Annotated in this window: 15 protein-coding genes, 2 tRNA genes and 1 pseudogene; 10 read left to right on the top strand and 8 right to left on the bottom strand. The window is 36.3% G+C overall.

Going from position 1 to position 22,501, the window contains the following annotated elements; all coding sequences use genetic code 11:
- Positions 1-224: 224 nt before the first annotated feature.
- From psaA to CYAN10605_RS02345, 4 genes are all read left to right on the top strand, one after another.
- Positions 225-2,477, top strand: a complete 2,253-nt coding sequence (gene psaA, locus CYAN10605_RS02360; RefSeq protein ID WP_015218335.1) for a photosystem I core protein PsaA — start codon at positions 225-227, stop codon at positions 2,475-2,477.
- 283 nt (positions 2,478-2,760) lie between these two features.
- Positions 2,761-4,977, top strand: a complete 2,217-nt coding sequence (psaB, locus tag CYAN10605_RS02355; RefSeq protein WP_015218334.1) for a photosystem I core protein PsaB — start codon at positions 2,761-2,763, stop codon at positions 4,975-4,977.
- Positions 4,978-5,311: 334 nt separating this feature from the next.
- The gene (gene bchI / locus CYAN10605_RS02350) at positions 5,312-6,385 is read left to right on the top strand and encodes a magnesium chelatase ATPase subunit I (RefSeq protein ID WP_015218333.1); all 1,074 of its coding nucleotides are present in this window, start codon (positions 5,312-5,314) and stop codon (positions 6,383-6,385) included.
- A gap of 350 nt (positions 6,386-6,735) precedes the next feature.
- Positions 6,736-7,065, top strand: coding sequence for a DUF3082 domain-containing protein (locus tag CYAN10605_RS02345; RefSeq protein ID WP_015218332.1), 330 nt, complete (start codon positions 6,736-6,738; stop codon positions 7,063-7,065).
- Between the two features lie 277 nt (positions 7,066-7,342).
- Here CYAN10605_RS02345 and CYAN10605_RS02340 read toward each other — a convergent pair whose 3' ends face one another.
- The 3 genes from CYAN10605_RS02340 to CYAN10605_RS02330 all read right to left on the bottom strand — a co-directional run bounded on the left by CYAN10605_RS02340 (position 7,343) and on the right by CYAN10605_RS02330 (position 11,181).
- Entirely contained in the window at positions 7,343-8,422 is a 1,080-nt protein-coding gene (locus CYAN10605_RS02340; protein WP_015218331.1) for a Gfo/Idh/MocA family protein, read from the bottom strand.
- Between the two features lie 174 nt (positions 8,423-8,596).
- Positions 8,597-10,027, bottom strand: coding sequence for an isochorismate synthase (locus CYAN10605_RS02335; protein ID WP_015218330.1), 1,431 nt, complete (start codon positions 10,025-10,027; stop codon positions 8,597-8,599).
- Between the two features lie 86 nt (positions 10,028-10,113).
- Positions 10,114-11,181 carry a cation:proton antiporter gene (locus CYAN10605_RS02330; RefSeq protein ID WP_015218329.1) on the bottom strand — a complete coding sequence of 356 codons (1,068 nt, stop codon included), beginning with the start codon at positions 11,179-11,181 and terminating at the stop codon, positions 10,114-10,116.
- 259 nt (positions 11,182-11,440) lie between these two features.
- On the opposite strand from CYAN10605_RS02330, the gene menA reads away from it, so the two are divergent.
- The 3 genes from menA (at position 11,441) to mnmE (ending at position 14,976) form a co-directional block, all read left to right on the top strand.
- Positions 11,441-12,370, top strand: coding sequence for a 2-carboxy-1,4-naphthoquinone phytyltransferase (menA, locus tag CYAN10605_RS02325; protein ID WP_015218328.1), 930 nt, complete (start codon positions 11,441-11,443; stop codon positions 12,368-12,370).
- Positions 12,371-12,494: 124 nt separating this feature from the next.
- Positions 12,495-13,469 (top strand): acetyl-CoA carboxylase carboxyltransferase subunit alpha, encoded by a 975-nt coding sequence (locus CYAN10605_RS02320; protein WP_015218327.1) that lies wholly within the window; start codon positions 12,495-12,497, stop codon positions 13,467-13,469.
- Between the two features lie 82 nt (positions 13,470-13,551).
- The gene (mnmE, locus tag CYAN10605_RS02315) at positions 13,552-14,976 is read left to right on the top strand and encodes a tRNA uridine-5-carboxymethylaminomethyl(34) synthesis GTPase MnmE (RefSeq protein WP_015218326.1); all 1,425 of its coding nucleotides are present in this window, start codon (positions 13,552-13,554) and stop codon (positions 14,974-14,976) included.
- 619 nt (positions 14,977-15,595) lie between these two features.
- Here mnmE and CYAN10605_RS02310 read toward each other — a convergent pair.
- Together CYAN10605_RS02310 and CYAN10605_RS18755 are read right to left on the bottom strand one after the other, a co-directional pair.
- A complete protein-coding gene (locus CYAN10605_RS02310) occupies positions 15,596-16,093 on the bottom strand; it encodes a hypothetical protein (RefSeq protein ID WP_015218325.1) in 498 nt (165 codons plus the stop codon).
- 8 nt (positions 16,094-16,101) lie between these two features.
- On the bottom strand, positions 16,102-16,254 hold the full coding sequence (locus CYAN10605_RS18755; RefSeq protein ID WP_165776071.1) for a hypothetical protein: 153 nt from the start codon (positions 16,252-16,254) through the stop codon (positions 16,102-16,104).
- Between the two features lie 195 nt (positions 16,255-16,449).
- Here CYAN10605_RS18755 and CYAN10605_RS02305 point away from each other — a divergent pair, with 195 nt between their 5' ends.
- Both CYAN10605_RS02305 and CYAN10605_RS02300 read left to right on the top strand, forming a co-directional pair.
- Positions 16,450-16,848, top strand: a complete 399-nt coding sequence (locus CYAN10605_RS02305; protein WP_015218323.1) for an acyl-CoA thioesterase — start codon at positions 16,450-16,452, stop codon at positions 16,846-16,848.
- A 221-nt stretch (positions 16,849-17,069) separates the two neighbouring features.
- Positions 17,070-18,797 carry an ABC transporter ATP-binding protein gene (locus CYAN10605_RS02300; RefSeq protein WP_015218322.1) on the top strand — a complete coding sequence of 576 codons (1,728 nt, stop codon included), beginning with the start codon at positions 17,070-17,072 and terminating at the stop codon, positions 18,795-18,797.
- Positions 18,798-18,986: 189 nt separating this feature from the next.
- Here CYAN10605_RS02300 and CYAN10605_RS02295 read toward each other — a convergent pair.
- Positions 18,987-19,073 (bottom strand) — tRNA-Ser (locus tag CYAN10605_RS02295).
- A 130-nt stretch (positions 19,074-19,203) separates the two neighbouring features.
- A tRNA-Thr gene (locus CYAN10605_RS02290) sits at positions 19,204-19,276 on the bottom strand.
- A 257-nt stretch (positions 19,277-19,533) separates the two neighbouring features.
- On the opposite strand from CYAN10605_RS02290, the pseudogene CYAN10605_RS02285 reads away from it, so the two are divergent.
- Positions 19,534-20,759 (top strand): annotated as a pseudogene (locus CYAN10605_RS02285) (RNA-guided endonuclease InsQ/TnpB family protein).
- Between the two features lie 315 nt (positions 20,760-21,074).
- Here the strand turns inward: CYAN10605_RS02285 and CYAN10605_RS02280 are convergent.
- Complete coding sequence (locus CYAN10605_RS02280; protein ID WP_015218321.1) at positions 21,075-22,499, bottom strand: GAF domain-containing sensor histidine kinase; 1,425 nt, start codon at positions 22,497-22,499, stop codon at positions 21,075-21,077.
- Between the last annotated feature and the right edge of the window lie 2 nt (positions 22,500-22,501).

The raw sequence follows: 22,501 nt of genomic DNA, 5'->3' as shown, positions 1-22,501 counted from the left end.
TTTTTATCCCCTTAAAAGAGCATAACTAAAACATTGATAGATTTTATAAAGAAAAGTAACAAAATCTTGACTTAAATGAGAAAGGATTAAAAACCAAAGCCTTATCTGAGGGAATGTTAAACAAATTTTAAATATTGTTAAGCAAGAACCACAATGGTGACAAATAGCCCTTATCATCTTCAGTAATGTAGTAGTTTAAGTATTTGTCGAGAGAGGAATCCCTCATGACAGTAAGCCCTCAAAAAGAGGCGAAAGCTAAAGTAATCGTAGATAAAGATCCAGTACCTACCTCTTTCGAGAAGTGGGGTAAACCCGGACACTTTGATCGTACTTTAGCTAGAGGTCCCAAAACCACCACTTGGATTTGGAATCTTCACGCCGATGCACACGATTTTGATAGTCAAACCAGTGACTTAGAAGATATTTCTCGTAAAATCTTCAGTGCTCACTTTGGTCATTTAGCAGTAGTATTCGTCTGGTTAAGTGGGATGTACTTCCACGGAGCTAAGTTTTCTAACTACTCCGCTTGGTTAGCAGACCCCTTAAATATTAAACCCAGCGCACAAGTTGTCTGGCCTGTTGTGGGTCAAGACATTCTCAATGCCGACGTAGGCGGTGGCTTCCACGGTATTCAAATTACCTCTGGTTTCTTCCAATTATGGAGAGCATCTGGTATCACCAACGAGTATCAGTTATACTGCACCGCCATCGGTGGTTTAGTTATGGCTGGTTTAATGCTCTTTGCTGGTTGGTTCCATTACCATAAAGCCGCTCCCAAGTTGGAATGGTTCCAAAATGTGGAATCCATGATGAACCACCATTTAGCAGGTTTACTCGGTTTAGGCTCTTTAGGATGGGCAGGTCACCAAATCCATGTATCTTTACCTATTAACAAGTTATTAGATGCAGGTGTTGCTCCTAATGAGATTCCTTTACCCCATGAGTTCATCCTCGATCCTGCGAAAATGGCTGAGTTATATCCCAGCTTCGCGCAAGGTTTAACACCATTCTTTACTTTGAATTGGGGTGTTTACTCTGATTTCTTAACCTTCAAAGGTGGTTTGAACCCTGTTACTGGTGGTTTATGGCTCTCTGATACCGCTCACCATCACTTGGCGATCGCAGTATTGTTCATCATCGCAGGTCATATGTACCGCACCAACTGGGGTATCGGTCACAGCATGAAGGAAATCTTAGAAGGTCATAAAGGACCCTTCACTGGTGAAGGTCACAAAGGACTCTATGAAATCTTAACCACATCATGGCATGCACAATTGGCAATTAACCTCGCTTTGTTAGGTTCTTTGACCATTATTGTTGCTCAACATATGTACGCAATGCCTCCTTATCCTTACCTTGCTACCGACTACGGTACTCAATTATCTATCTTCACTCACCATATGTGGATCGGTGGATTCTTGATTGTAGGTGCTGGAGCTCATGCTTCTATCTTCATGGTTCGTGACTACGATCCTGCTAAAAATGTTAATAACCTCTTAGACAGAGTACTTCGTCACCGTGACGCTATTATTTCTCACCTCAACTGGGTATGTATCTGGTTAGGCTTCCACAGCTTCGGGTTGTATATTCACAATGACACCATGAGAGCTTTAGGTCGTCCTCAAGATATGTTCTCTGATAGCGCTATCCAATTACAGCCTGTTTTCGCTCAATGGATTCAAGGACTTCACGCCGCCGCGGCTGGTGCAACTGCTCCTTTCGCTAGTGCTGGTGTTAGCCCTGTATTCGGTGGAGACGTTGTTGCAGTCGGTGGCAAAGTTGCGATGATGCCTATTACTTTAGGTACTGCTGATTTCATGGTTCACCATATCCATGCGTTTACCATTCACGTTACCGTTTTAATCCTTCTCAAAGGTGTGTTGTACTCCCGTAGCTCTCGCTTAATCCCTGATAAAGCTGAGTTAGGTTTCCGCTTCCCTTGTGATGGTCCTGGTCGTGGCGGTACTTGTCAAGTATCTGGATGGGATCATGTCTTCTTAGGTTTATTCTGGATGTACAACTCCTTATCTATTGTTATCTTCCACTTCAGTTGGAAAATGCAATCTGATGTGTGGGGTACTGTATTACCTGATGGTAGCGTCTCTCACATTACTGGTGGTAACTTTGCCCAAAGTGCAATTACTATCAACGGTTGGTTAAGAGACTTCCTCTGGGCACAAGCCGCTAACGTAATTAATTCTTACGGCTCTGCTTTATCTGCTTATGGCATTATGTTCTTAGCAGGTCACTTTGTCTTCGCTTTTAGCTTAATGTTCTTATTTAGTGGACGTGGCTACTGGCAAGAATTAATCGAATCCATTGTTTGGGCTCATAATAAACTCAAGTTAGCTCCCGCTATTCAACCTCGCGCTTTGAGTATCGTTCAAGGTCGTGCGGTAGGTGTAGCTCACTATCTCCTAGGAGGAATTGTGACTACTTGGGCATTCTTCCTCTGTCGGATTTTATCCGTAGGTTAAGAATGTAAACTTTCACTAATTTAGTGGGAAAATCTACGGCAAAATAAGTTATAAAATAACAGATAAAGCCGTTTTAACTAACAATAATTGTTAATAGTTGAAAGTCTATATTTATCTTAGATTCTTCACTATTAACTAACATTTAAAAATCAATTTAATTCCTTGCCTAGTTTCTTTTAAAGAAATTTAATTCCGAGGGCTAGGCAAGATAAAATCCAAAATTGACCAGCGTATTTTAAACGTTGACTCTGATTGTGTAACAGGAGAATTCCTAAAAAAAGCTATGGCAACTAAATTTCCCAAATTTAGCCAAGATTTAGCCCAAGATCCAACTACACGAAGAATATGGTACGGAATTGCTACTGCTCATGACTTTGAAACTCATGACGGTATGACTGAAGAGAATCTTTATCAAAAGATTTTTGCTTCTCACTTCGGTCATTTAGCAATCATCTTTCTTTGGACTTCTGGTACTGTATTCCACGTTGCTTGGCAGGGCAATTTTGAGCAGTGGATCAAAGATCCTTTAAACGTTCGTCCCATCGCCCATGCGATTTGGGATCCTCATTTCGGTCAAGGTGCAGTTGATGCGTTCACCCAAGCAGGAGCTTCTAGTCCTGTAAACGTAGCCTACTCCGGTGTTTACCATTGGTTCTACACCATCGGGATGACCAACAATCAAGACTTATACCAAGGTGCGGTATTCCTTTTAATTCTTTCCGCTCTCTTCTTGTTTGCTGGTTGGTTGCACTTACAACCTAAGTTCCGTCCTAGCCTTTCTTGGTTCAAAAATGCTGAATCTCGCTTAAACCACCATTTAGCTGGTTTGTTCGGTGTTAGTTCTTTAGCTTGGACTGGTCACTTAGTACACGTGGCAATCCCCGAATCTCGTGGTGTACACGTAGGTTGGGATAACTTCTTAAGTGTTAAACCTCACCCCGCAGGATTAGCTCCTTTCTTCACTGGTAATTGGGGCGTTTATGCTCAAAATCCTGATACTGCTAGTCATGTATTTGGAACTTCTGAAGGTGCGGGAAGTGCGATTTTAACTTTCTTAGGTGGTTTCCATCCTCAAACTGAGTCTCTTTGGTTGACTGACATCGCTCATCACCATTTAGCGATCGCCGTTATCTTCATTGTAGCAGGTCATATGTACCGCACTAACTGGGGTATCGGTCACAGCATCAAAGACATCTTAGCCGCTCACAATCCTCCTCAAGGAACTCCTTTTGGTGGAGCATTAGGTGCAGGACACAGAGGACTTTATGACACCATCAATAACTCTTTACACTTCCAGTTAGGTTTAGCCCTTGCTAGTTTAGGAGTTATCACTTCTTTGGTGGCTCAACATATGTACTCTTTGCCTTCCTATGCTTTCATTGCGAAGGATTACACCACCCAAGCGGCACTTTACACCCATCACCAGTACATCGCTGGTTTCTTAATGGTAGGTGCTTTTGCTCACGGTGCTATTTTCTTTGTCCGTGACTACGATCCTGAAGCGAACAAAGATAACGTTTTAGCTCGTATGCTCGAACACAAAGAGGCGATTATTTCTCACTTAAGCTGGGTATCCTTATTCTTAGGTTTCCACACTTTAGGACTTTATGTTCACAATGATGTTGTGGTTGCTTTCGGTACTCCTGAGAAACAAATCTTAATCGAGCCTGTGTTTGCTCAATTCGTTCAAGCGGCTTCTGGTAAAGCTCTCTACGGTTTTGATGCTTTACTATCTAATCCTGATAGTGTTGCTTCCACCGCTAGTGCTGTGTGGTTACCTGGTTGGTTAGATGCTATTAATAGTGGTACTAATTCCTTGTTCCTCAATATTGGACCTGGAGATTTCTTAGTACACCATGCGATCGCCCTCGGTTTACACACCACCACCTTAATTCTTGTTAAAGGTGCTTTAGATGCTCGTGGTTCTAAATTAATGCCCGACAAAAAAGACTTCGGTTTCTCCTTCCCTTGTGATGGACCCGGTCGTGGCGGTACTTGTGACATCTCTGCTTGGGATGCTTTCTACCTCGCTATGTTCTGGATGCTCAACACTTTAGGTTGGTTAACCTTCTACTGGCATTGGAAACACCTCGGTATCTGGACAGGTAATGTTGCTCAGTTCAACGAAAACTCTACCTACTTAATGGGTTGGTTCAGAGATTATTTATGGGCAAACTCTGCTCAGTTAATCAACGGTTATAACCCTTACGGTGTAAACAACCTCTCTGTTTGGGCGTGGATGTTCTTATTCGGACACCTCGTTTGGGCAACTGGTTTTATGTTCTTAATCTCTTGGCGTGGTTACTGGCAAGAATTAATCGAAACCATCGTTTGGGCTCATGAGCGCACTCCTTTAGCTAACTTAGTTCGTTGGAAAGATAAGCCCGTTGCTTTATCCATCGTTCAAGCTCGTTTGGTTGGTTTAGCTCACTTTACTGTTGGCTATATCCTGACTTATGCGGCGTTCTTGATTGCTTCTACTGCTGGTAAATTCGGTTGATAATCGGTTTTATCTATCAGTTAAGTAATTAACAATTCAACCCTCTACCTACTTGGTGGGGGGTTTTTGTTTTGGGGTTACTAATTTAAAGTGCAAATTTATACCTGATAAAAAATACCAATCTTCAAATTATTTTAAAGTAAAGGCTAAAAGTTATTGATTTAGCCCTTGTGTGAAACCTATAAGAAGTCTATGATAGAAGAGTTTGCATTTTCGCTAAGATAGAGATCTAAAATTATCGTAGTCAGTGAAAATTAGTCTGCAAAATTAAGGACAATTCTCACGTAATTGCAATTTTATATCAAACTTTTAGAAAATTTTATTTTTTAATATTATGACAGCAACTTTAGAAGCACCTCCAAAAAATCGTCGTTTAGTCTTTCCCTTTACCGCTATTGTTGGTCAAGAGCAAATGAAACTTGCCTTGCTACTTAATGTCATTGATCCCAAAATTGGTGGGGTAATGATTATGGGAGATAGAGGCACTGGAAAATCCACAACTATTCGTGCATTGGCTGATTTATTACCTGAAATTGAAGTCGCAGAAAATGACCCCTACAATTCTTCTGCCACAGATTTTGAGTTAATGGGTGATGAGGTAAAGGAAAAAATCCAAAATGGAGAACAAGTTGCGATCGCACGTAAAAAAGTACCAATGGTTGACTTACCTTTAGGTGCAACAGAAGATCGTGTTTGTGGAACTATTGATATTGAAAAAGCGTTATCTGAAGGGGTAAAAGCCTTTGAACCGGGGTTGTTGGCAAAAGCTAATCGAGGAATTCTTTATGTGGACGAAGTTAACCTTTTAGATGATCACCTTGTAGATGTTTTACTCGACTCTGCCGCCAGTGGTTGGAACACGGTAGAAAGAGAAGGTATCTCTATTCGTCACCCTGCCCGTTTTGTGTTAGTTGGTTCAGGTAACCCAGAGGAAGGAGAATTACGCCCTCAGTTGTTAGATCGTTTTGGAATGCACGCAGAAATTCGTACGGTAAAAGAACCAGATTTAAGGGTGCAAATTGTTGAACAAAGAGCAGAATTCGATCGCAATCCCCAAGAATTTATGGCAAAATACAAAGAAAAACAGGAAGAGCTACAAAGAAAATTAGTAGATGCTCAAAATCTCTTACCTCAAGTAACTATTGATTATGATATTAGAGTCAAAATTTCTGAAATTTGTTCAGAATTAGACGTTGACGGTCTTAGAGGAGATATTGTAACTAATCGTGCCGCAAAAGCGATCGCAGCCTTTGAATCTCGTACTGAAGTAACTGTCGATGATATTCGTCGGGTAATGCCCCTATGTTTACGTCATCGTCTCAGAAAAGATCCCTTAGAAACTATTGATTCTGGTTATAAAGTAGAAAAATCTATCAATCGTGTTTTCGGTTTGGAAGTAACAGAGTAAGTCATACGGTTAATGATTTAAGCCTTGAAGTATTGGGGAGAAGTTCATTAATTATTAATTGCCCTACCCCTTGCTTCATTGATTTTTTAAATCTTTGTTAACCTGAGTTTTGGATAAGCTGAAAGCATTATTTTCTCCTAGTCAGAAAACCTTATAGCTTCTTAGAAATAACTTAGAAATAACGATAAAATTGCCTTAATCTGAACTGACTTAAACAAGGGGCTTAAGCCCCTTGCTAAAAACCCCTACCACCTGCAACCTGACACCTGACACCTAACCTTATCGGATATTCTTAAACCGAACTGAGGTTTTGTTAGAATCCCCTTAAAGATTGTGATTAATTAGAGTTTATGACAGACAAAGAAAAAAAAGAACCAATCATCCCTAGCCCAGAAGCAGAACAGGAAAAAATAACCCCCTTACGTTGCATGACAGGAAGTGCTATTTCTGGGGGTTTAGCAGTGGCGGCTTACTTGTTAACAAAATCCGTAATATTGACCTATGTTAATATGCCGATTAAATTTAATAATCCCTTAGCGGCAAATATTGCTAGTACGGTAAGAACATTAATCATGGGAGTAACTACCATGGCGACTTTTTTGTTTTTAATGGTAGCAGTTGGCTTATTTGCATTAGGGGTAAAAAGATTTATTGAAGAGAAAAGAGAACCAATTAATTGAGGTTTTTTAACTCATATGAGTAGGGGTTGATGAAAAAATGATGTCAAGGAGGTAAAGAACAGGCAAGGAGCAACAGGATTAATTTTGATACTTTCGCTATAAGAATTGATTTTTATTTTAAATAATGCTTAAAGCCTTTGTATGAGAAGGTTTTTAATTACCAAAAGCAGAGCCTAGATAGGTTTTTTGTATCGAATACAGTAGTGTTGCGTTACTAATTTCTAATGCTTATGGAAAAATTTGACCACAAACCTAAAACCTAAAACCTAACATCGAACTAAAGACTAATAATCTCGTCGTTTAATTGCCCTAAATCTAAAGAAGAATCTTGCCAAACCTTTCCATCTAAAGCTAACTGCTCAATATAACTAGCTAGACGTAATGCCTTTAATGCTTGTTCTCCTCCCACAGAGGGCTTGTTACCTCCTCTCACGCAACTAACAAAATGCTCTAATTCTGCGTGTAAGGGTTCAATATTGCTGGTATAAACTTTTTCAATTAAACCATCTTGACGATATAAAATTTGTCCATAATCAGTGGTATAGTTAGCTGTTGTTTGACGATGAATTAAAATCTCATTATTGAGAAAATCTGCTTCTGTTAAACTATTTCGGCAATGAGCTACAATACGACGGATTTTACGGTGAGTAACTTTACTAGCGGTAACAGTGGCAACAATTCCATTGGCAAAATTAAGAGTTGCTGTGACGTAGTCTAAATATTGAGATTCGGGTGCTCGGCTTCCTGTGGCACTCAATTTGGTAACGGGAGAAGCGGCTAACTCTAAGAGTAAGTCTAAGTCATGAATCATCAAGTCTAAAACCACTGATACATCATTTGCCCTTTGAGAATATGGACTCATGCGATGGGCTTCTAATGCTAATAAATTTTCTGTTTTTAAAACTTTACTTAATTCTTGGAAAGCAGGGTTAAATCTCTCAATGTGACCTACTTGTAAAATACAATTAGAGGCGGCAGCAGTATTAACTAAAGACTCTGCTTCAGCGATACTAGCGGCGATGGGTTTTTCAATTAGAACATGAACCCCTCTACTTAAACATTCCAAGCCAACTTGATGGTGAAGTCTTGTGGGGGCGGCGATACACACTGCTTCCACATGAGGTAACAGTTCTAAATAATTTTCATAGAAATGTACTCTATATTTACTGGCAATATCTAAGCCTCTTTCGACATTAACATCAGCAATACCAACCAATTCTACATCCTTAAGTAAGCTCAAAACACGGGTATGATGTTGCCCCATATTTCCCACACCGATAACACCTATTTTTAAAGGTTTATTGTAATTATTTTTCTGTATGGGCAAATTATCTGTAGATAATCTTTGATTTTTCATTTATTTGACACTCCTCGACACAATAATATTTTAATTTTCTTGTCTAAATAGATATATTTACTTAATTAACTCAGATACTATCATAGTTATCAAATTTGTGCTGAATTTTTTTCTATTTTGTTCATGAGCCGATTTTAACCTAACAAAATTTTTATAAATCATCAATACATTTAACTAAATTAGAGCTTGTAAAAGGGCTTGAAATTTGAGTTTTATTTCTGTTAATTCTTGTTCTGGTTTTGAGCCTGTAACAATTCCTGCTCCGGCATATAAACGGGCATAATTTTCTTTAATTAAAGCAGATCTAATTCCCACTATAAATTCACAATTTCCTTGTAAATCTAACCAGCCAATAGGGGCGGCATAAAGAGAGCGATCGAACTTTTCCGATGTTTCTATTTCTTGACAGGCTACCTCAATTGGTACTCCAGCGACGGCGGGGGTAGGATGTAATTGTCTAACAATTTCTAAGGGATTTATTTCCTCTTTTATTTCTGCATAAATTGGTGTCCATAAATGTTGAATATTTGATAATTTTAACAGTTGTAAGGATGCTTTTTTTGGCTGTAAACCCATGGCAGATAGTTGATTAAAAATAAAGTTACTTACAGCTTGATGTTCTCTTTTTTCTTTTTCACTATCGAGTAAATTATTCCCGATTAAAAAATCCTCATCTTCATTCTTTCCTCTTGGTGCAGAACCTGCCAAAGCATCACTAACAAGTTGATTATCTTTGATAGAAAGCAGTCTTTCTGGACTAGCTCCAATAAAATATTCTTGATCTTCATTACCAATAGAAAAAATATAACAATCAGGATGATTATTTCTTAAATTTTCTAAGGATTTTACGATGTTGAATTTATTTTCTGTTTTTATTTCTAAAGCGTGAGCAACTACAATTTTTGTTAATTTTTCTGATTTAATTGCTTCTAAACCTTTATTTACTTTATCTATAAATCCTTGATATTTAGCGTTCTCTAAATGAGAGTTTATTTTATTTTCTTGAGAATAATTAACTTTATAATTTAATTCTATTTTTTCACTAAAATTATCTTTTAAATAATCAAGAATTTCTTTTTTATTTTGATTATAAGTATTAATAGTTACTGAGTATTTATTATCTTTTTTTATTAATTGAATAAATGGTAAAAAAATAGTAGCTAAAGGAAAAGATTTATTATCAAAATTATGGCTTTGTTCAAAAAAGCGAAAATAAGTAAAAAAATGTGGCTGATAATTATCCTGATCTTTATTTAAAATGTGGATTAACTTTTGATTATTATTAATAAATTCTTGGCACTTTTGAAAACGGTCAATATCCTTATCTTGCTGACAAATATTTTTATCTATGTTTAGACTTTTAATTGCTCCTATGGCTGCGATCGCTTCTTTTTTGCGTTGATTTTGCCAATAAAAAACAGGCTGTTTATCTGTTTGTAAAACTGAAATAAAAATGAGAGGGTCTATGGGTTCTACTTCACAAGAAATAGAAAAAATAGGGGATGGCGATGAATTATTTTTAATATTAAAACTAGAGGAAAAAATTAATTTTTTAAATTCCTGAATATAGTCTAAAACAGAAAGATGATTAGGAATAATTGCCATAAAACTAAGGTTATTAATAAAACAAAAATTAAAATCAAGTTTTCAATATGAGTGCCTTTATAGAAATGGTAACGAAGATTAGTTTTTTATGCTTTTAATGGTATGGGGGATTGGCAATTAGATGATGAGGGGAGAGGGAGAAATAATTTACCAATTCCCCATGCAGGAATATACTTGGCTGCGATCGCAACTACAATCATCACCCCAGAAACCATTAAAGATTTAGGATTAGAAACAATATCCTTTGGATTTACCAACATTCCCACAGAAATTAAGAAAAAAGGTACAAATAAAGTGTTGCCAATAAACTGAATACGATTCATTAAAGGACTAAGACTAGGAATTAGGGGACGAATACCAATCCCCGCCAAAAAAGCTCCAATAATCGGCTCAATTTCAATTAATTTGGCACAATAAGAAACCACAAATAAAGTCGCTACCACAAAAGTAAACTCCGCCCCCTCATCATGACCAAAACGACGAAAAAACCACCTTCCCACCACTGGAACTGCCCACAGAGCGGCCACAGTATAAATAATCAAAGCAGGAATTAAAAATAACCAAAAACCAAGACTTAATTCTCCCTGATCAGCTTTTACGACTACAGCTAAAACTAACAAAGCAACAATGTTAACAATTAAAGTTCCTCCCAAAGTAACTGTTACCGCAGGAGTACGAGCAATTCCCCTTTTAATGACAATAGGTAAAGAAAGTAAAGTATGGGAAGAAAAACAGGATGCGACTAAAATTGAGGGAAGAATGTCATAACCTAAAAGAAAGGTAAAAGCCATAGTACCCAAAATCATTGGCACAATAAAAGTGGCAAAACCAAAAATACTTGCCTTACTAGCATTGGACTTGAGATCATCCAAGCTAGTCTCTAAACCCGCCATAAACATTAAAAATAAAAGTCCTACCGTACCAAAAAGCTCAATGGTTTGATCTCTTTCCAACAAACCAATACCGTCAGGACCGATGATAATTCCTGCAATAATTAAACCAACAATGCCGGGTAATTTTATCTTTTCAAATAAGAGAGGGGCGATCAACAATACCGCCATCATCACTAAAAAAATAGCAACAGGGTCACTTAAGGGTGAGGGTAAGAATCCCATTACTAAGTTATTGATAATAGAGGAGAGTTTTGTCAACATTTGCTTTTTTTCCAGTTAAACCTTCATAATGATAGCCTGATTTTTTGTTGGCTTATTTGACGAGGTTAACCAGACAAAGGATAATTTTCATGGAGAGAAAATTTTAAACACATATAACTCAGATCCTGCATCTAGCCAAAAACGAACTGGTGAAGGTAGGGAACAGGAAACTTCGGATCTGGAAACAGTGATAAAATTCACTATAAAATGCCCAAATTTTATTTTAATTTCTATTTTGCAAGAGGTCTAATCATTAACTATGAGCGTAGCAGAAGAAAAAATAAAGCCCATTGTTGAGGAAATACCAAGTAAAGGTAAATTATGGTATGCGGCGATTAAACCACCTATGTACACTGTGGCAGTGATACCGATATGTTTTGGGACTGCTTTGGCTTATGGAGAAACGGGGATATTTAACCCTTTAATTTTTGTTACTTTTCTTTTCTCTGCTATTTTAATTATCGCTTGGTTAAATTTGAGTAATGATTTTTTCGATTCTTACACGGGAATAGATGTAAATAAAGCTCATTCTGTTGTCAATTTAACGGGCAATGCTCCCCTTATCTTCTGGATTAGCAACATCTGTCTTGCTTTAGGTTTAATGGGAATTATCATGATTAATCTTTGGCTTGGAGATTGGACTGTAATGGGTTTAATTTTTGCTTGCTGTTTTTTAGGCTATACTTATCAAGGACCTCCTTTTCGCTTCGGTTATTTAGGTTTAGGGGAAATTATTTGTTTTATTACTTTTGGTCCAATGGCGATCGCATCTGCTTATTATAGTCAGGCTCAGAATTTTTCTGTTAGTAGTTTATGGGCTTCTGTACTGATTGGCATTTCTACCTCAATTATTTTATTTTGCTCCCATTTTCATCAGGTGGAAGACGACATCAAAGCAGGGAAAAAATCGCCCATCGTGCGTTTAGGTACTGCTAATGGTGCAAAGGTATTAACAACTTCTACTTTAGTTTTTTATGGCTTATGTATTTTATTTACTTTTCTTCATTTATTACCCTATAGCAGTTTAATTGTTTTTCTTTCATTACCCCCTGCCATAAAAATGATTAATCATGTGCATGAAAATCACGATCGCCCTTCCTTAGTACAAAATAGTAAGTTTATTGCAGTTAAATATCACTTTTTTAGTGGTTTATTGTTATCCGTATCTTTAATACTTAATAATAGATGATGATTAATTAGGAATTAGTGGTTAGTAATTAAATAACTTGTCACCATTGAATATTTACTTCTTCCTTTCTCCTCTTTTTCTTTTCTCTCAAATTATAAAGAAATATATATAAAATTAAACTATTATGGCAAAAACAGCACAAAAAAGAACTTTTTTACTAGAATTTGAAAAACCCTTAGTAGAACTACAAGCGAGAATTGACCAAATTAGGGAATTAGGAGAAGAAAAACAACTAGACGTATCAGGACAATTACAAGAATTAGAAGGCAAAGTAGAACAACTACGGCAGGAAATTTTTAGTACCTTAACTCCTGCTCAAAAACTACAAATTGCTCGTCATCCTCGTCGCCCCTCAACTCTCGATTATGTACAGGCTATGTGCGATGAATGGTTAGAACTTCATGGCGATCGCAGAGGTTCAGATGATCTAGCTCTCATTGGTGGTATTGCTCGTTTAGAGGGCAGAGCAGTTGTAATTATTGGTCATCAAAAAGGCAGAGATACAAAAGATAATGTTGCCCGTAATTTTGGTATGGCATCCCCCGGAGGTTATCGCAAGGCGATGCGTTTAATGGAACACGCTAACCGTTTTTCTATGCCTATCATTACTTTTATTGATACCCCCGGTGCTTATGCAGGAGTGGAAGCGGAAAAATTAGGACAAGGAGAAGCGATCGCTAGAAATTTAAGAGAAATGTTTAGTCTTGAAGTTCCCATTATCAGTACTGTTATTGGAGAAGGAGGTTCAGGAGGTGCATTAGGTATTGGAGTTGCGGAAAAATTGATGATGTTTGAACACTCTGTCTATACCGTTGCTAGTCCCGAAGCCTGTGCCGCAATTTTGTGGAAGGATGCAAAAAAATCGGAACAAGCCGCCCAAGCCCTAAAAATTACTGCCTATGATTTGAAAGACTTAGGTATCATTGATCAAATTTTACCAGAACCTCCCGGATGCGCCCATTCTGACCCCCTTGCCACCGCAGAAATTCTTAAACAAGCTATTTTAGAAAACTTAGAATATTTATCTCAATTACCCACAGATAAATTAAAAGAATTACGCTATCAAAAATTCCGTAATATTGGTGTTTTTATTGAATGAGTCTCAGTTTAGCATAAGAATATCAAATAAGGAGAGGTGTCAGGTTTCAGGTTTCAGGTTTCAGGTTTTGGAAAGAATAAAAATGATTGAAGTAAAAAGTTATCGAGATTTAACAGTATGGCAAAAATCACAAAAAATTGTTCAACAAGAAACCATAGTTGCGATCGCATCTGCTGTAGTACCAAGCCAAGGTAGTATTGGTGTTGTCCGATTAAGTGGTCAGACAGCCTTAGAAATAGCAAAAAGGATTTTTCACCCTCAAGGCAAAAAACAATGGGAATCCCACCGCATTCTTTATGGTTATATCAAACATCCTGACCATAACACCATCATTGATGAAGCATTGTTGTTACCCATGTTCTCTCCCCGTTCTTACACAAGGGAAGATGTGATCGAATTTCACTGTCATGGGGGTATAATGCCCGTACAGCAAGTATTAGAATTATGTTTGGAACAAGGGGCAAGGTTAGCAAATTCAGGGGAATTTACCCTCAGAGCCTTTTTAAATGGTAGAATTGACCTCACTCAAGCCGAAAGTATTGCCGAGATTGTCGGAGCAAAATCTGTAGAGGCTTCTACCGTTGCGTTAGCATCTCTTAGGGGAAAACTGGCACAACCGATCAAAAATATTCGGCACACCCTTTTAGATATTCTGGCGGAAGTGGAGGCAAGAATTGATTTTGAGGACGATTTACCGCCCCTCGATGAAGACCAAGTTAAGCAAAATTTACAGGCTAGTTTAGAACAAATTAAACAGATTTTAGCTACCAAAGATCAAGGGGAATTATTACGTAGCGGGATTAAAGTTGCGATCGTTGGTCAGCCAAATGTAGGTAAATCAAGTCTTTTGAATGCTTGGAGCAGATGCGATCGTGCGATCGTCACCGACTTACCCGGTACAACTAGAGATGTGGTAGAATCCCAATTAGTAGTAAAAGGCATACCCATTCAGGTATTAGACACTGCAGGAATAAGAAACACTGAAGACACAGTAGAAAAAATTGGTGTAGAAAGGTCACTACAAGCCGTCAACCAAGCAGACTTAATTCTATTTACCATCGATGCCAGTCAAGGATGGACAGAAAAAGAAACAGAAATTTATGAAAAAATAAAAGGACTAAACATTATACTTGTCATCAATAAAACCGACTTAGGAAATCCTGACACTATCAATTATCCTTCAGAAATAAAGCAAATAGTCAACACCGCCGCCGCTAAAAATGAAGGCATAGAAGCATTAGAATCAGCCATTATTAATACCATAGAAAAAGGGAAAACCACCGCCAGAAATTTAGATATTGCCATTAACCAGAGACAAGCCGCCGCTTTAACTCGTGCTAAACTAGCCCTAACTCAAGTAGAAGAAACAATCAAAAACCAATTACCCCTCGACTTTTGGACTATCGACTTACGTACAGCTATTCAGGCATTAGGAGAAATAACAGGAGAGGAAGTCACAGAATCTGTTTTAGACCGCATTTTTAGCCGTTTTTGTATTGGCAAATAACATCTATTTCTCTGTTGAATGCAGGAATATCAGATTTAGGAAACCTGAGTTTTGGATACGCTGAAAGCATTATTTTCTCGTAGTCAGAAAATCTTATAGCCTCTTCTTAAAAATAACGATAAAATTGCCTTAACCCGAACTGACGTTAAATATATTCAACCCCTACAACCCAAAAATCCTAAGCCCCTACTTCCCCCTCTCACCCCATTGGTAAGAAGTTAAGCAAAAGTGATTTTTGTCAATGATTTGTTTATAAAAACTAACAATCGCTCTAATCCTTTATTATCCATAACTTAGCGGATTTGACCACCTTAGACTAAATACTCAGAATTTGTTATTCTTATGATTTATGAAAAAGTGCGATCGAAACCCAAAAATAGACCCATCTCACCCAAGTCAACAGAGAAAAGTCTTAAGAGACAGAGTTAGCAAAGAATTGAGCTTATAATTAATAATTGTAACTATATACTTGACAAATTGCACGCAACTTTAACCTCTAACTAATGCTCTCACCCTCTCCCCTCATCTCCTCATCACCCTAACACCTGCAACCTGCAACCTGCAACCTGACACCTAACACCTAACCTTATCGGATATTCTTAAACTGAACTGAGATTAATTACCTTTGTTTTATTTCTTCGGGAATATCCATTTCAATTAATTCATTGAGGTTGTCAATAGCTTCATTTAAACAGTTAATTTCTGAATTATATCTATCTATCTCATTGCTCATTCTCTGCTTCTTTTTTGAGAGAATTTGATTTATATAACTGAATAAATTGGTTATTAAACTTTTCACATCCATTTTATTATCCCAACAATAATTAACTAATTCTTTTGTTGTCATACTTTTCTTAAAATCTTCTGTTTTGTTCTGAGTATTTATTTCCAATCTTACTTCTCTTTCGGGATTCATTAGCAAGTCTATATCTATATTCTGACAACGAAAGCTATGATTATTTAGAGTATCATATTTCTTAAAAAACTTAATTACTAATTCTAATGCTTGTTCTAATTTTTCACAATAATTTTGTCTTTTTTCCTCTTGATTTTCTCTCAAATAAGAACTTAAAGAGTTAATACAATTTGTAATTTGTTTCATGTAAGACTCTAACATAATTAACCTCATTTATTATTTTCTACAGGAATACCACGATAAATAGTTCTTCCACCTACTTGATGGATATTGACATCAATGACAGAGTTACTGGCATTAACAGGCATAAAACTAGCTAATTCAATTACAATCAACATTAAGCAGATAGCGATTACTGTCAAAATACTTTTAAAATAGCGGCCAGTGTAGCTGTACTTTCGGCATCGTATCTCATTTTTATAATCCTCAAAACTATGATTTTGATTCATGGTGATAAATTGTTTACCTAACTATGTTCTATTTATATATCAGTGGCAAATGGGTAATTTATGCAGTAAAGATTAAAATACTTTTATGTTATATAAGTATAAAAAATAATGAGTAATTTTATTTATTCCAGAAAAATTCATTTTGCAGATACAGACTCAGCCGGAGTAGTTTATTTTTCCAATTTACTGTCAATTTGTCATGAGGCTTATGAGGAAGTTTTATTAAGTTTAGGCATAAATTTAAGTAATTTTTTTACAGATAAGCAATTAGCAATTCCCATTATTCACGCAGAAATCGATTTTTTTAAACCTTTATTTTGTGGTGATTTGATTAATATTCAATGTCAAGTAAATCCTATTAGTGATAAAGTTTTTGATGTTAATTATTTGGTAGAAAAAGATAAAAACCTAATTGCAAAAGCTGTTACTAGACATATTTGTATCAATCCAGAAACAAGAGAATCACAATTTATTCCTAGCTATTTAAAAACACTTTTTAATGAATAGATATGGCTATTTTACTGTAAGGGGGGTTTCTTTTAAGGGGAGACACAGAGAGGTTTGCCCTTTGCCCCTTAACCTTTTCGCCATTACTCACAAATGAAAATTTATCCCAAACTCAGGTTCACCCCAACACTTTCATTGTCTAACTGAGTAGATATTGGGATTGTTACCTTTTTCCGCTAAACTGCATAACAGTCAATATATTAATTTATCTATATTTAATTTTGTTTTCTCAATCTAGTTATAAATTACTTATTCCTTATATTCGTAAAGAAGGAAAAACCATTTCCATTGCTATGGGATGCACAATTTTTTTTACCATATTTTGGCCTATCTTAGCATGGTTAGCTGGGCGTATTGGCGGTTATGTGGGTAAAGGAGATTTAACTTCGATAATTTCTTTGGCAGGGGTTGCCGCAATTGTTTTTTTATTGCGAGGTTTCGCCCAATATGGGCAAGATACTTTTATGGCAAAAGCGGCTCTAAAAATTACCCTCGATTTACGCAGATTAGTTTATAGTCATTTACAAACCCTAAGTTTAAACTATTTTCAAGTAGCAAAAACAGGGGATTTAGCCTATCGTTTAACGGAAGATGTCGATCGCATCGGAGAAGTTATTAATAAAATATTTCACCAATTTATACCAAGTATTCTACAATTAATTGTCGTTTTAGGCTATATGGTTTATGTTAATTGGCAGTTGACCATTGCTACTTTTATTGTTGCTCCACTAATGGCATTTTTAGTAACTTGGTTTGGAAATAAACTATTAAATTTAACTCGAAAAAGCCAAAATAAAGTTTCTAATCTATCCGCATTGATTACTGAAGTTTTTTCAGGTATTAGATTAGTTCAAGCATATACTGCTGAAGAGTATGAAATTAATCGCTTTGTTTTAGAAGCAGAAAATAATAGAAGGGCAAGATTCGCCGCCGAAAAAACTAAAGCTTTACAGTTTGTGGTAGTTGGATTTTTAGAAGCAATGAGTATTATTTTTCTTCTGTTTTTAGGAGGATGGCAAATTTATCTTAATAATCTTACTGGGGCGGACTTTATTAGTTATATTACTGCGGTTGCTTTACTAATTGATCCTATTTCTATTACTACGAATAATTATAATGAATTTAAGCAAGGAGAGGCTTCTGTTGAAAGAGTGTTTGAGTTGTTAAATATTCCTCCTTTAGTTACTGAAAAAAAAGATGCGATCGCACTTAAGAATATTCAAGGATTAGTAGAATATAAAGATGTTTCTTTTACTTATAATGAGGAACAAAAAGTATTAGAAAAAATTAATTTAATAGCAAAGAAAGGAGAAATAATTGCCCTTGTAGGGTCATCAGGAGCAGGAAAAAGCACTTTAGTTAATTTACTTCCCCGTTTTTACGACGTGACAGAAGGAGAAATTTTAATTGATAATATTAATATCAAAAATGTCACTTTAAAAAGTCTGAGAAAACAAATTGGAATTGTGCCTCAAGAAACAAATTTATTTTCAGGAACTATAGCAGAAAATATCGCTTTTGGAGAAAAAAATTTTGATATACAAGTAGTAGAAAAAGCCGCAAAAATAGCCAATGCCCATGAATTTATCTCTGATTTAAGTCAGGGTTACTATAGCTATGTAGGAGAAAGAGGTGTAAGCCTTTCCGGAGGGCAAAGACAGCGAATTGCGATCGCACGAGCTATTTATTTTGAACCAAAAATATTAATCCTCGATGAAGCGACATCTGCCCTAGATTCAGAATCAGAAGTATTAGTACAACAAGCATTAGAAAGAATTATGACTGAACGCACGGTGTTTGTTATTGCTCATCGTCTAGCTACTGTCAGACAGGCAACTCGTATCTTAGTTTTAGATAAAGGTAAAATAGTAGAATCAGGGACTCATGAAGAACTAATCAACCTAAAAGGACGATACGCAGACTTTTACAGCCAACAATTTGACAATTAGACTTTGCCGAAAAATTGCTTTCTGTGGTGAGGGGAAGCAATAGACAAAAGTTTTAATTATCTTCCTAGCAAAACACATTGTGAGGTTATGAAGTATGCCTCACCCTACATTGCTGAAATAGACACACTTTAGCAAACAGCAACAAAGCTAATATTTAAACTAAAAAATATTTTTACTTATTTCTCTTAACGGAGAGGGAGGGATTCGAACCCTCGTTGAAGTTACCCCCAAACAGCATTTCCAGTGCTGCGCCTTCAACCACTCGGCCACCTCTCCAAGATGACACATCTACTAATTATAACACTTTTGTTAAAAAATTGCCAACTTCCATAAGAGATTATTTTTGAACTTAATTTATTAATCTGTGTAATGATGAAAGATTAACTATTATTCAACACTGGTTTACAGCTACCTATGGGACTTGAACCCACGACCTACTGATTACGAATCAGTTGCTCTACCAACTGAGCTAAGGTAGCAAAAAAGCTAAAATGACTTGTTTATTGTCTATTTTGCTTGAGTTAATAATTATTTTAGACTAAAACTGAATCAAAAAACAAGATTGGGACTGAGTTTAGCTTAATTGGCGAGAAGCCTCACGCCTAATTTTCGACTAAAAAAATACATCAAATAGGCGTGGGATGAATCGCCCAACAAAAAAAATATCCGAAGGATTCCACATTTCCTCGAATTTGTGTTAACATAAATTATATCAAACCTCGTTTGCTCTAACTTAATGTTAAAAGTCATTAAAATCAGAATTTATCCAGATTCATCTCAAAAACTAGCACTGGCAAAAGCCTTTGGTAGTTGTAGATGGCTTTGGAATCATTTTTTGAATTTAATGAATGAGACTTATAAACAGACAGGTAAAGGTTTATCAGGTTACGATGTTAAGAAGTTAATCCCTGAGCTAAAAAAACAGGAGGAAACTTCTTGGTTGTCTGAAACTTACTCTCAGTGCTTACAACAGGTTTGTTTAAATCTTGGAGTAGCCTTTAATAATTTCTTTGAAAAAAGAGCAAAGTATCCTAATTTTAAAAGCAAACATGGTAAGCAGTCTTTACAATACCCTAGTAATGTCAGTATTAAAGGCGACTGTCTTAATGTTCCTAAAATTGGTTTGGTTTATGCAAAAATTCACCGTCCTATTGATGGAAAAATTAAAACCGTAACTATTACCAAGAATTGTTGTAATCAATATTATGCCTCTGTCTTGGTTGATGATGGTAAAGATAAACCAAAAGTAAGCTCTGAAGGTAAAGCTATAGGAATTGATTTGGGATTAAATCATTTTGCTATTACCAGTGATGGGAGTAAGTTTGATAACCCAAAAATATTAAAAAACATGAAGTTAACTTAAAGAGAAAACAGCAACAATTATCCCGTAAACAAAAAGGGTCAAATAATCGAAATAAAGCAAGATTAAAAGTTGCTAAAGTACATAAAAAAATTACTAATTGCCGTGAGGATTTTCTACACAAACTATCTCGTAGGATAGTAAACGAAAACCAAGTTATAGTGCTAGAAGACCTCAATGTTAAAGGTATGATAAAAAATCATTGCCTAGCCAAAGCTATTCAACAGGTAGGTTGGGGGCAATTTTGTACCATGCTTAAATATAAAGCGGAACAAGAAGGAAAAACATATATGGAAGTAGATAGATTTTTCCCCAGTTCTAAAACTTGTCATGTATGCCTTAAGAGAGTAGATAGTTTGCCTTTGGACATAAGACATTGGGAATGTCCAAAATGTAAGACAAAGCATGACAGGGATATAAATGCGGCAATTAACATCCGAGATGAAGGACTACGAATATTAAAGACGGGGCTTACAAGGAGCGGAAATAAATTCCGCACACAGCCCCTCACCTCTGGAACGGGGGATAAAGCCTATTGCCCAGATGTAAGACGTGGTAGAGGAGGACGTAAGAAATCCACTACACCGCTATCTGTTGGGTAGGAAGCCCACACCGTAATCTTCGATTCGGTCTTGGGTAGTTCACATATAGAGACATAAATGCTGGATTGGTAATTTTGCAAAGGGGATTAAATGCCGTTGGGCAAGCAGAAACTCATACTTGGGGAAAATATACCTCTACTTTGATTGGATCAATCCTGTCAGCGCAAGTATAATCAATCCTTGCCTTCGGAGTGAAGGTTGCAATATCTTTTAGGACTTTGTTATAATGTCAAGCAATATTACTTATTACTTATTACTTATTACTCAAGTAGCTCCTCACCTATGGGGAGCTTTTTAATTAAATTTATTTATAATTCAATCCATAGGAGAAATAGGCAGAGATAAAATAAAGCGATAACCAGACTCTACTGAACCCTGTAAATATATACTACCCCCTTGTAAATTGGCTAAATAGGCACTAAAAGATAAACAGACTAAATCATAGTCTAAGTTACTTAAGTTAGTATTTTCTGGATTTAAACGATCTTCATCTCCGATTAAATTAGAACTCAATTCTTTATTATTCAAAACTTCTTCATAAAGACCAATTTTTTCTAAGGAGATTCCCTCCCCTAACCAAGGATGATTAACTCGACAGCTAATCTTTAGGATGTCTCCTCGATGGGAAATATGTAAATGAATTTCCCCTCCGCTTCTTGAACCCTCAATAATGGTATTGACTAAATAATAAAGGGTTTTTTTTGCTTTTTCCCGATCTAAATTCCATATTTTTTTACCCGGTTCAATGGATAATCGAAGAGTATGCTCTTTATTTTGTGCAGATGATTCTAAACTTTGAAGTACCTGAGTTCCAAGGTTTTCTAAGTCCACTGGTACATACTCTAAATTGACTTCACTTTTAACGTTGCCTAGTTTTGCAATTTCATCTACAAGAATACTCATCTCTTGTCCGCTATCATGGATGATTTGTAAATACTCTGCTTGTTTGCTGTTAAGTTGTCCATAAATTCCTTGTTTTAGCACACTGGACATTCCTATAATCGATGTGAGGGGAATTGACAATTTTTGAATAAGTTGGTTGAGCAGTTGAAAACTTAGCTCTCTGATATATTTTTCTGAGTTAGGAGTAGGCTTGATAGCTAACTCGTCGGTTGATGATGTACATTCTGTTTCTGGAAAATCTTTCTGACTTTTATTTTTCGTCTCTTTTTTATCGAAGTTTAGATGTAGTGAATTTTTGATTATGCTACGTTCATATTCTGCTAAACACCAACGGGCAGTAATCATTAAAAAATTAATTTCTGTTTGGATAAATTGTCGGGGTTTGGTATCTATAATTTCCAAGCAACCAATACATTCTCCTGTCTCTGTAATTAGTGGAACTCCTAAATAAGCAACGATACCATATTGACTAGCTAGTAACGAGTAGCTAAAAAATGAGTCTGTTAATGTATTGTTTATTGTTAAATAATTGCTACTATCTATGACATAAGTGGCAAAGGCATCTTGACGAGGGATTTTTCGAGATATAGCTAAATCATTCATTAATCCTAAATGGGATAATCCATAGGCGGATTTCATTTTATATTCTTCTTCTATTAAGATTCCTAGGCAACAAATAGGCACATTCAGGGAATCGGCGGCGGTTTGGGTTGCTTCATCGAATACAGGTATCGTTTTTTCTAAGTCTAATCCCAAGGCTGCGATCGCATCTTTCCGTTTGTTTTCAATTTCTGGGGCTATATCTTTCTGCCAATGACAAAATAAAGGTCTGCTCATCC

This window comes from Cyanobacterium aponinum PCC 10605 (assembly GCF_000317675.1).
Lineage (GTDB): Bacteria > Cyanobacteriota > Cyanobacteriia > Cyanobacteriales > Cyanobacteriaceae > PCC-10605.
The sequence above is the reverse complement of the archived record's forward strand: the minus strand, read 5'-3'. Positions and strand labels throughout refer to the sequence as shown.

Excerpts from the sequence above, each read along its gene's own strand:
- CYAN10605_RS02335 (WP_015218330.1), bottom strand. The coding sequence starts at position 10,027 with ATGGCAATTATTCCTAATCATCTTTCTGTTTTAGACTATATTCAGGAA.
- psaA (WP_015218335.1), top strand. The coding sequence starts at position 225 with ATGACAGTAAGCCCTCAAAAAGAGGCGAAAGCTAAAGTAATCGTAGAT.
- bchI (WP_015218333.1), top strand. The coding sequence starts at position 5,312 with ATGACAGCAACTTTAGAAGCACCTCCAAAAAATCGTCGTTTAGTCTTT.
- CYAN10605_RS02330 (WP_015218329.1), bottom strand. The coding sequence starts at position 11,181 with ATGTTGACAAAACTCTCCTCTATTATCAATAACTTAGTAATGGGATTC.
- CYAN10605_RS02320 (WP_015218327.1), top strand. The coding sequence starts at position 12,495 with ATGGCAAAAACAGCACAAAAAAGAACTTTTTTACTAGAATTTGAAAAA.
- CYAN10605_RS02345 (WP_015218332.1), top strand. The coding sequence starts at position 6,736 with ATGACAGACAAAGAAAAAAAAGAACCAATCATCCCTAGCCCAGAAGCA.
- CYAN10605_RS02305 (WP_015218323.1), top strand. The coding sequence starts at position 16,450 with ATGAGTAATTTTATTTATTCCAGAAAAATTCATTTTGCAGATACAGAC.
- psaB (WP_015218334.1), top strand. The coding sequence starts at position 2,761 with ATGGCAACTAAATTTCCCAAATTTAGCCAAGATTTAGCCCAAGATCCA.
- mnmE (WP_015218326.1), top strand. The coding sequence starts at position 13,552 with ATGATTGAAGTAAAAAGTTATCGAGATTTAACAGTATGGCAAAAATCA.
- menA (WP_015218328.1), top strand. The coding sequence starts at position 11,441 with ATGAGCGTAGCAGAAGAAAAAATAAAGCCCATTGTTGAGGAAATACCA.
- CYAN10605_RS02280 (WP_015218321.1), bottom strand. The coding sequence starts at position 22,499 with ATGAGCAGACCTTTATTTTGTCATTGGCAGAAAGATATAGCCCCAGAA.
- CYAN10605_RS02310 (WP_015218325.1), bottom strand. The coding sequence starts at position 16,093 with ATGTTAGAGTCTTACATGAAACAAATTACAAATTGTATTAACTCTTTA.
- CYAN10605_RS02340 (WP_015218331.1), bottom strand. The coding sequence starts at position 8,422 with ATGAAAAATCAAAGATTATCTACAGATAATTTGCCCATACAGAAAAAT.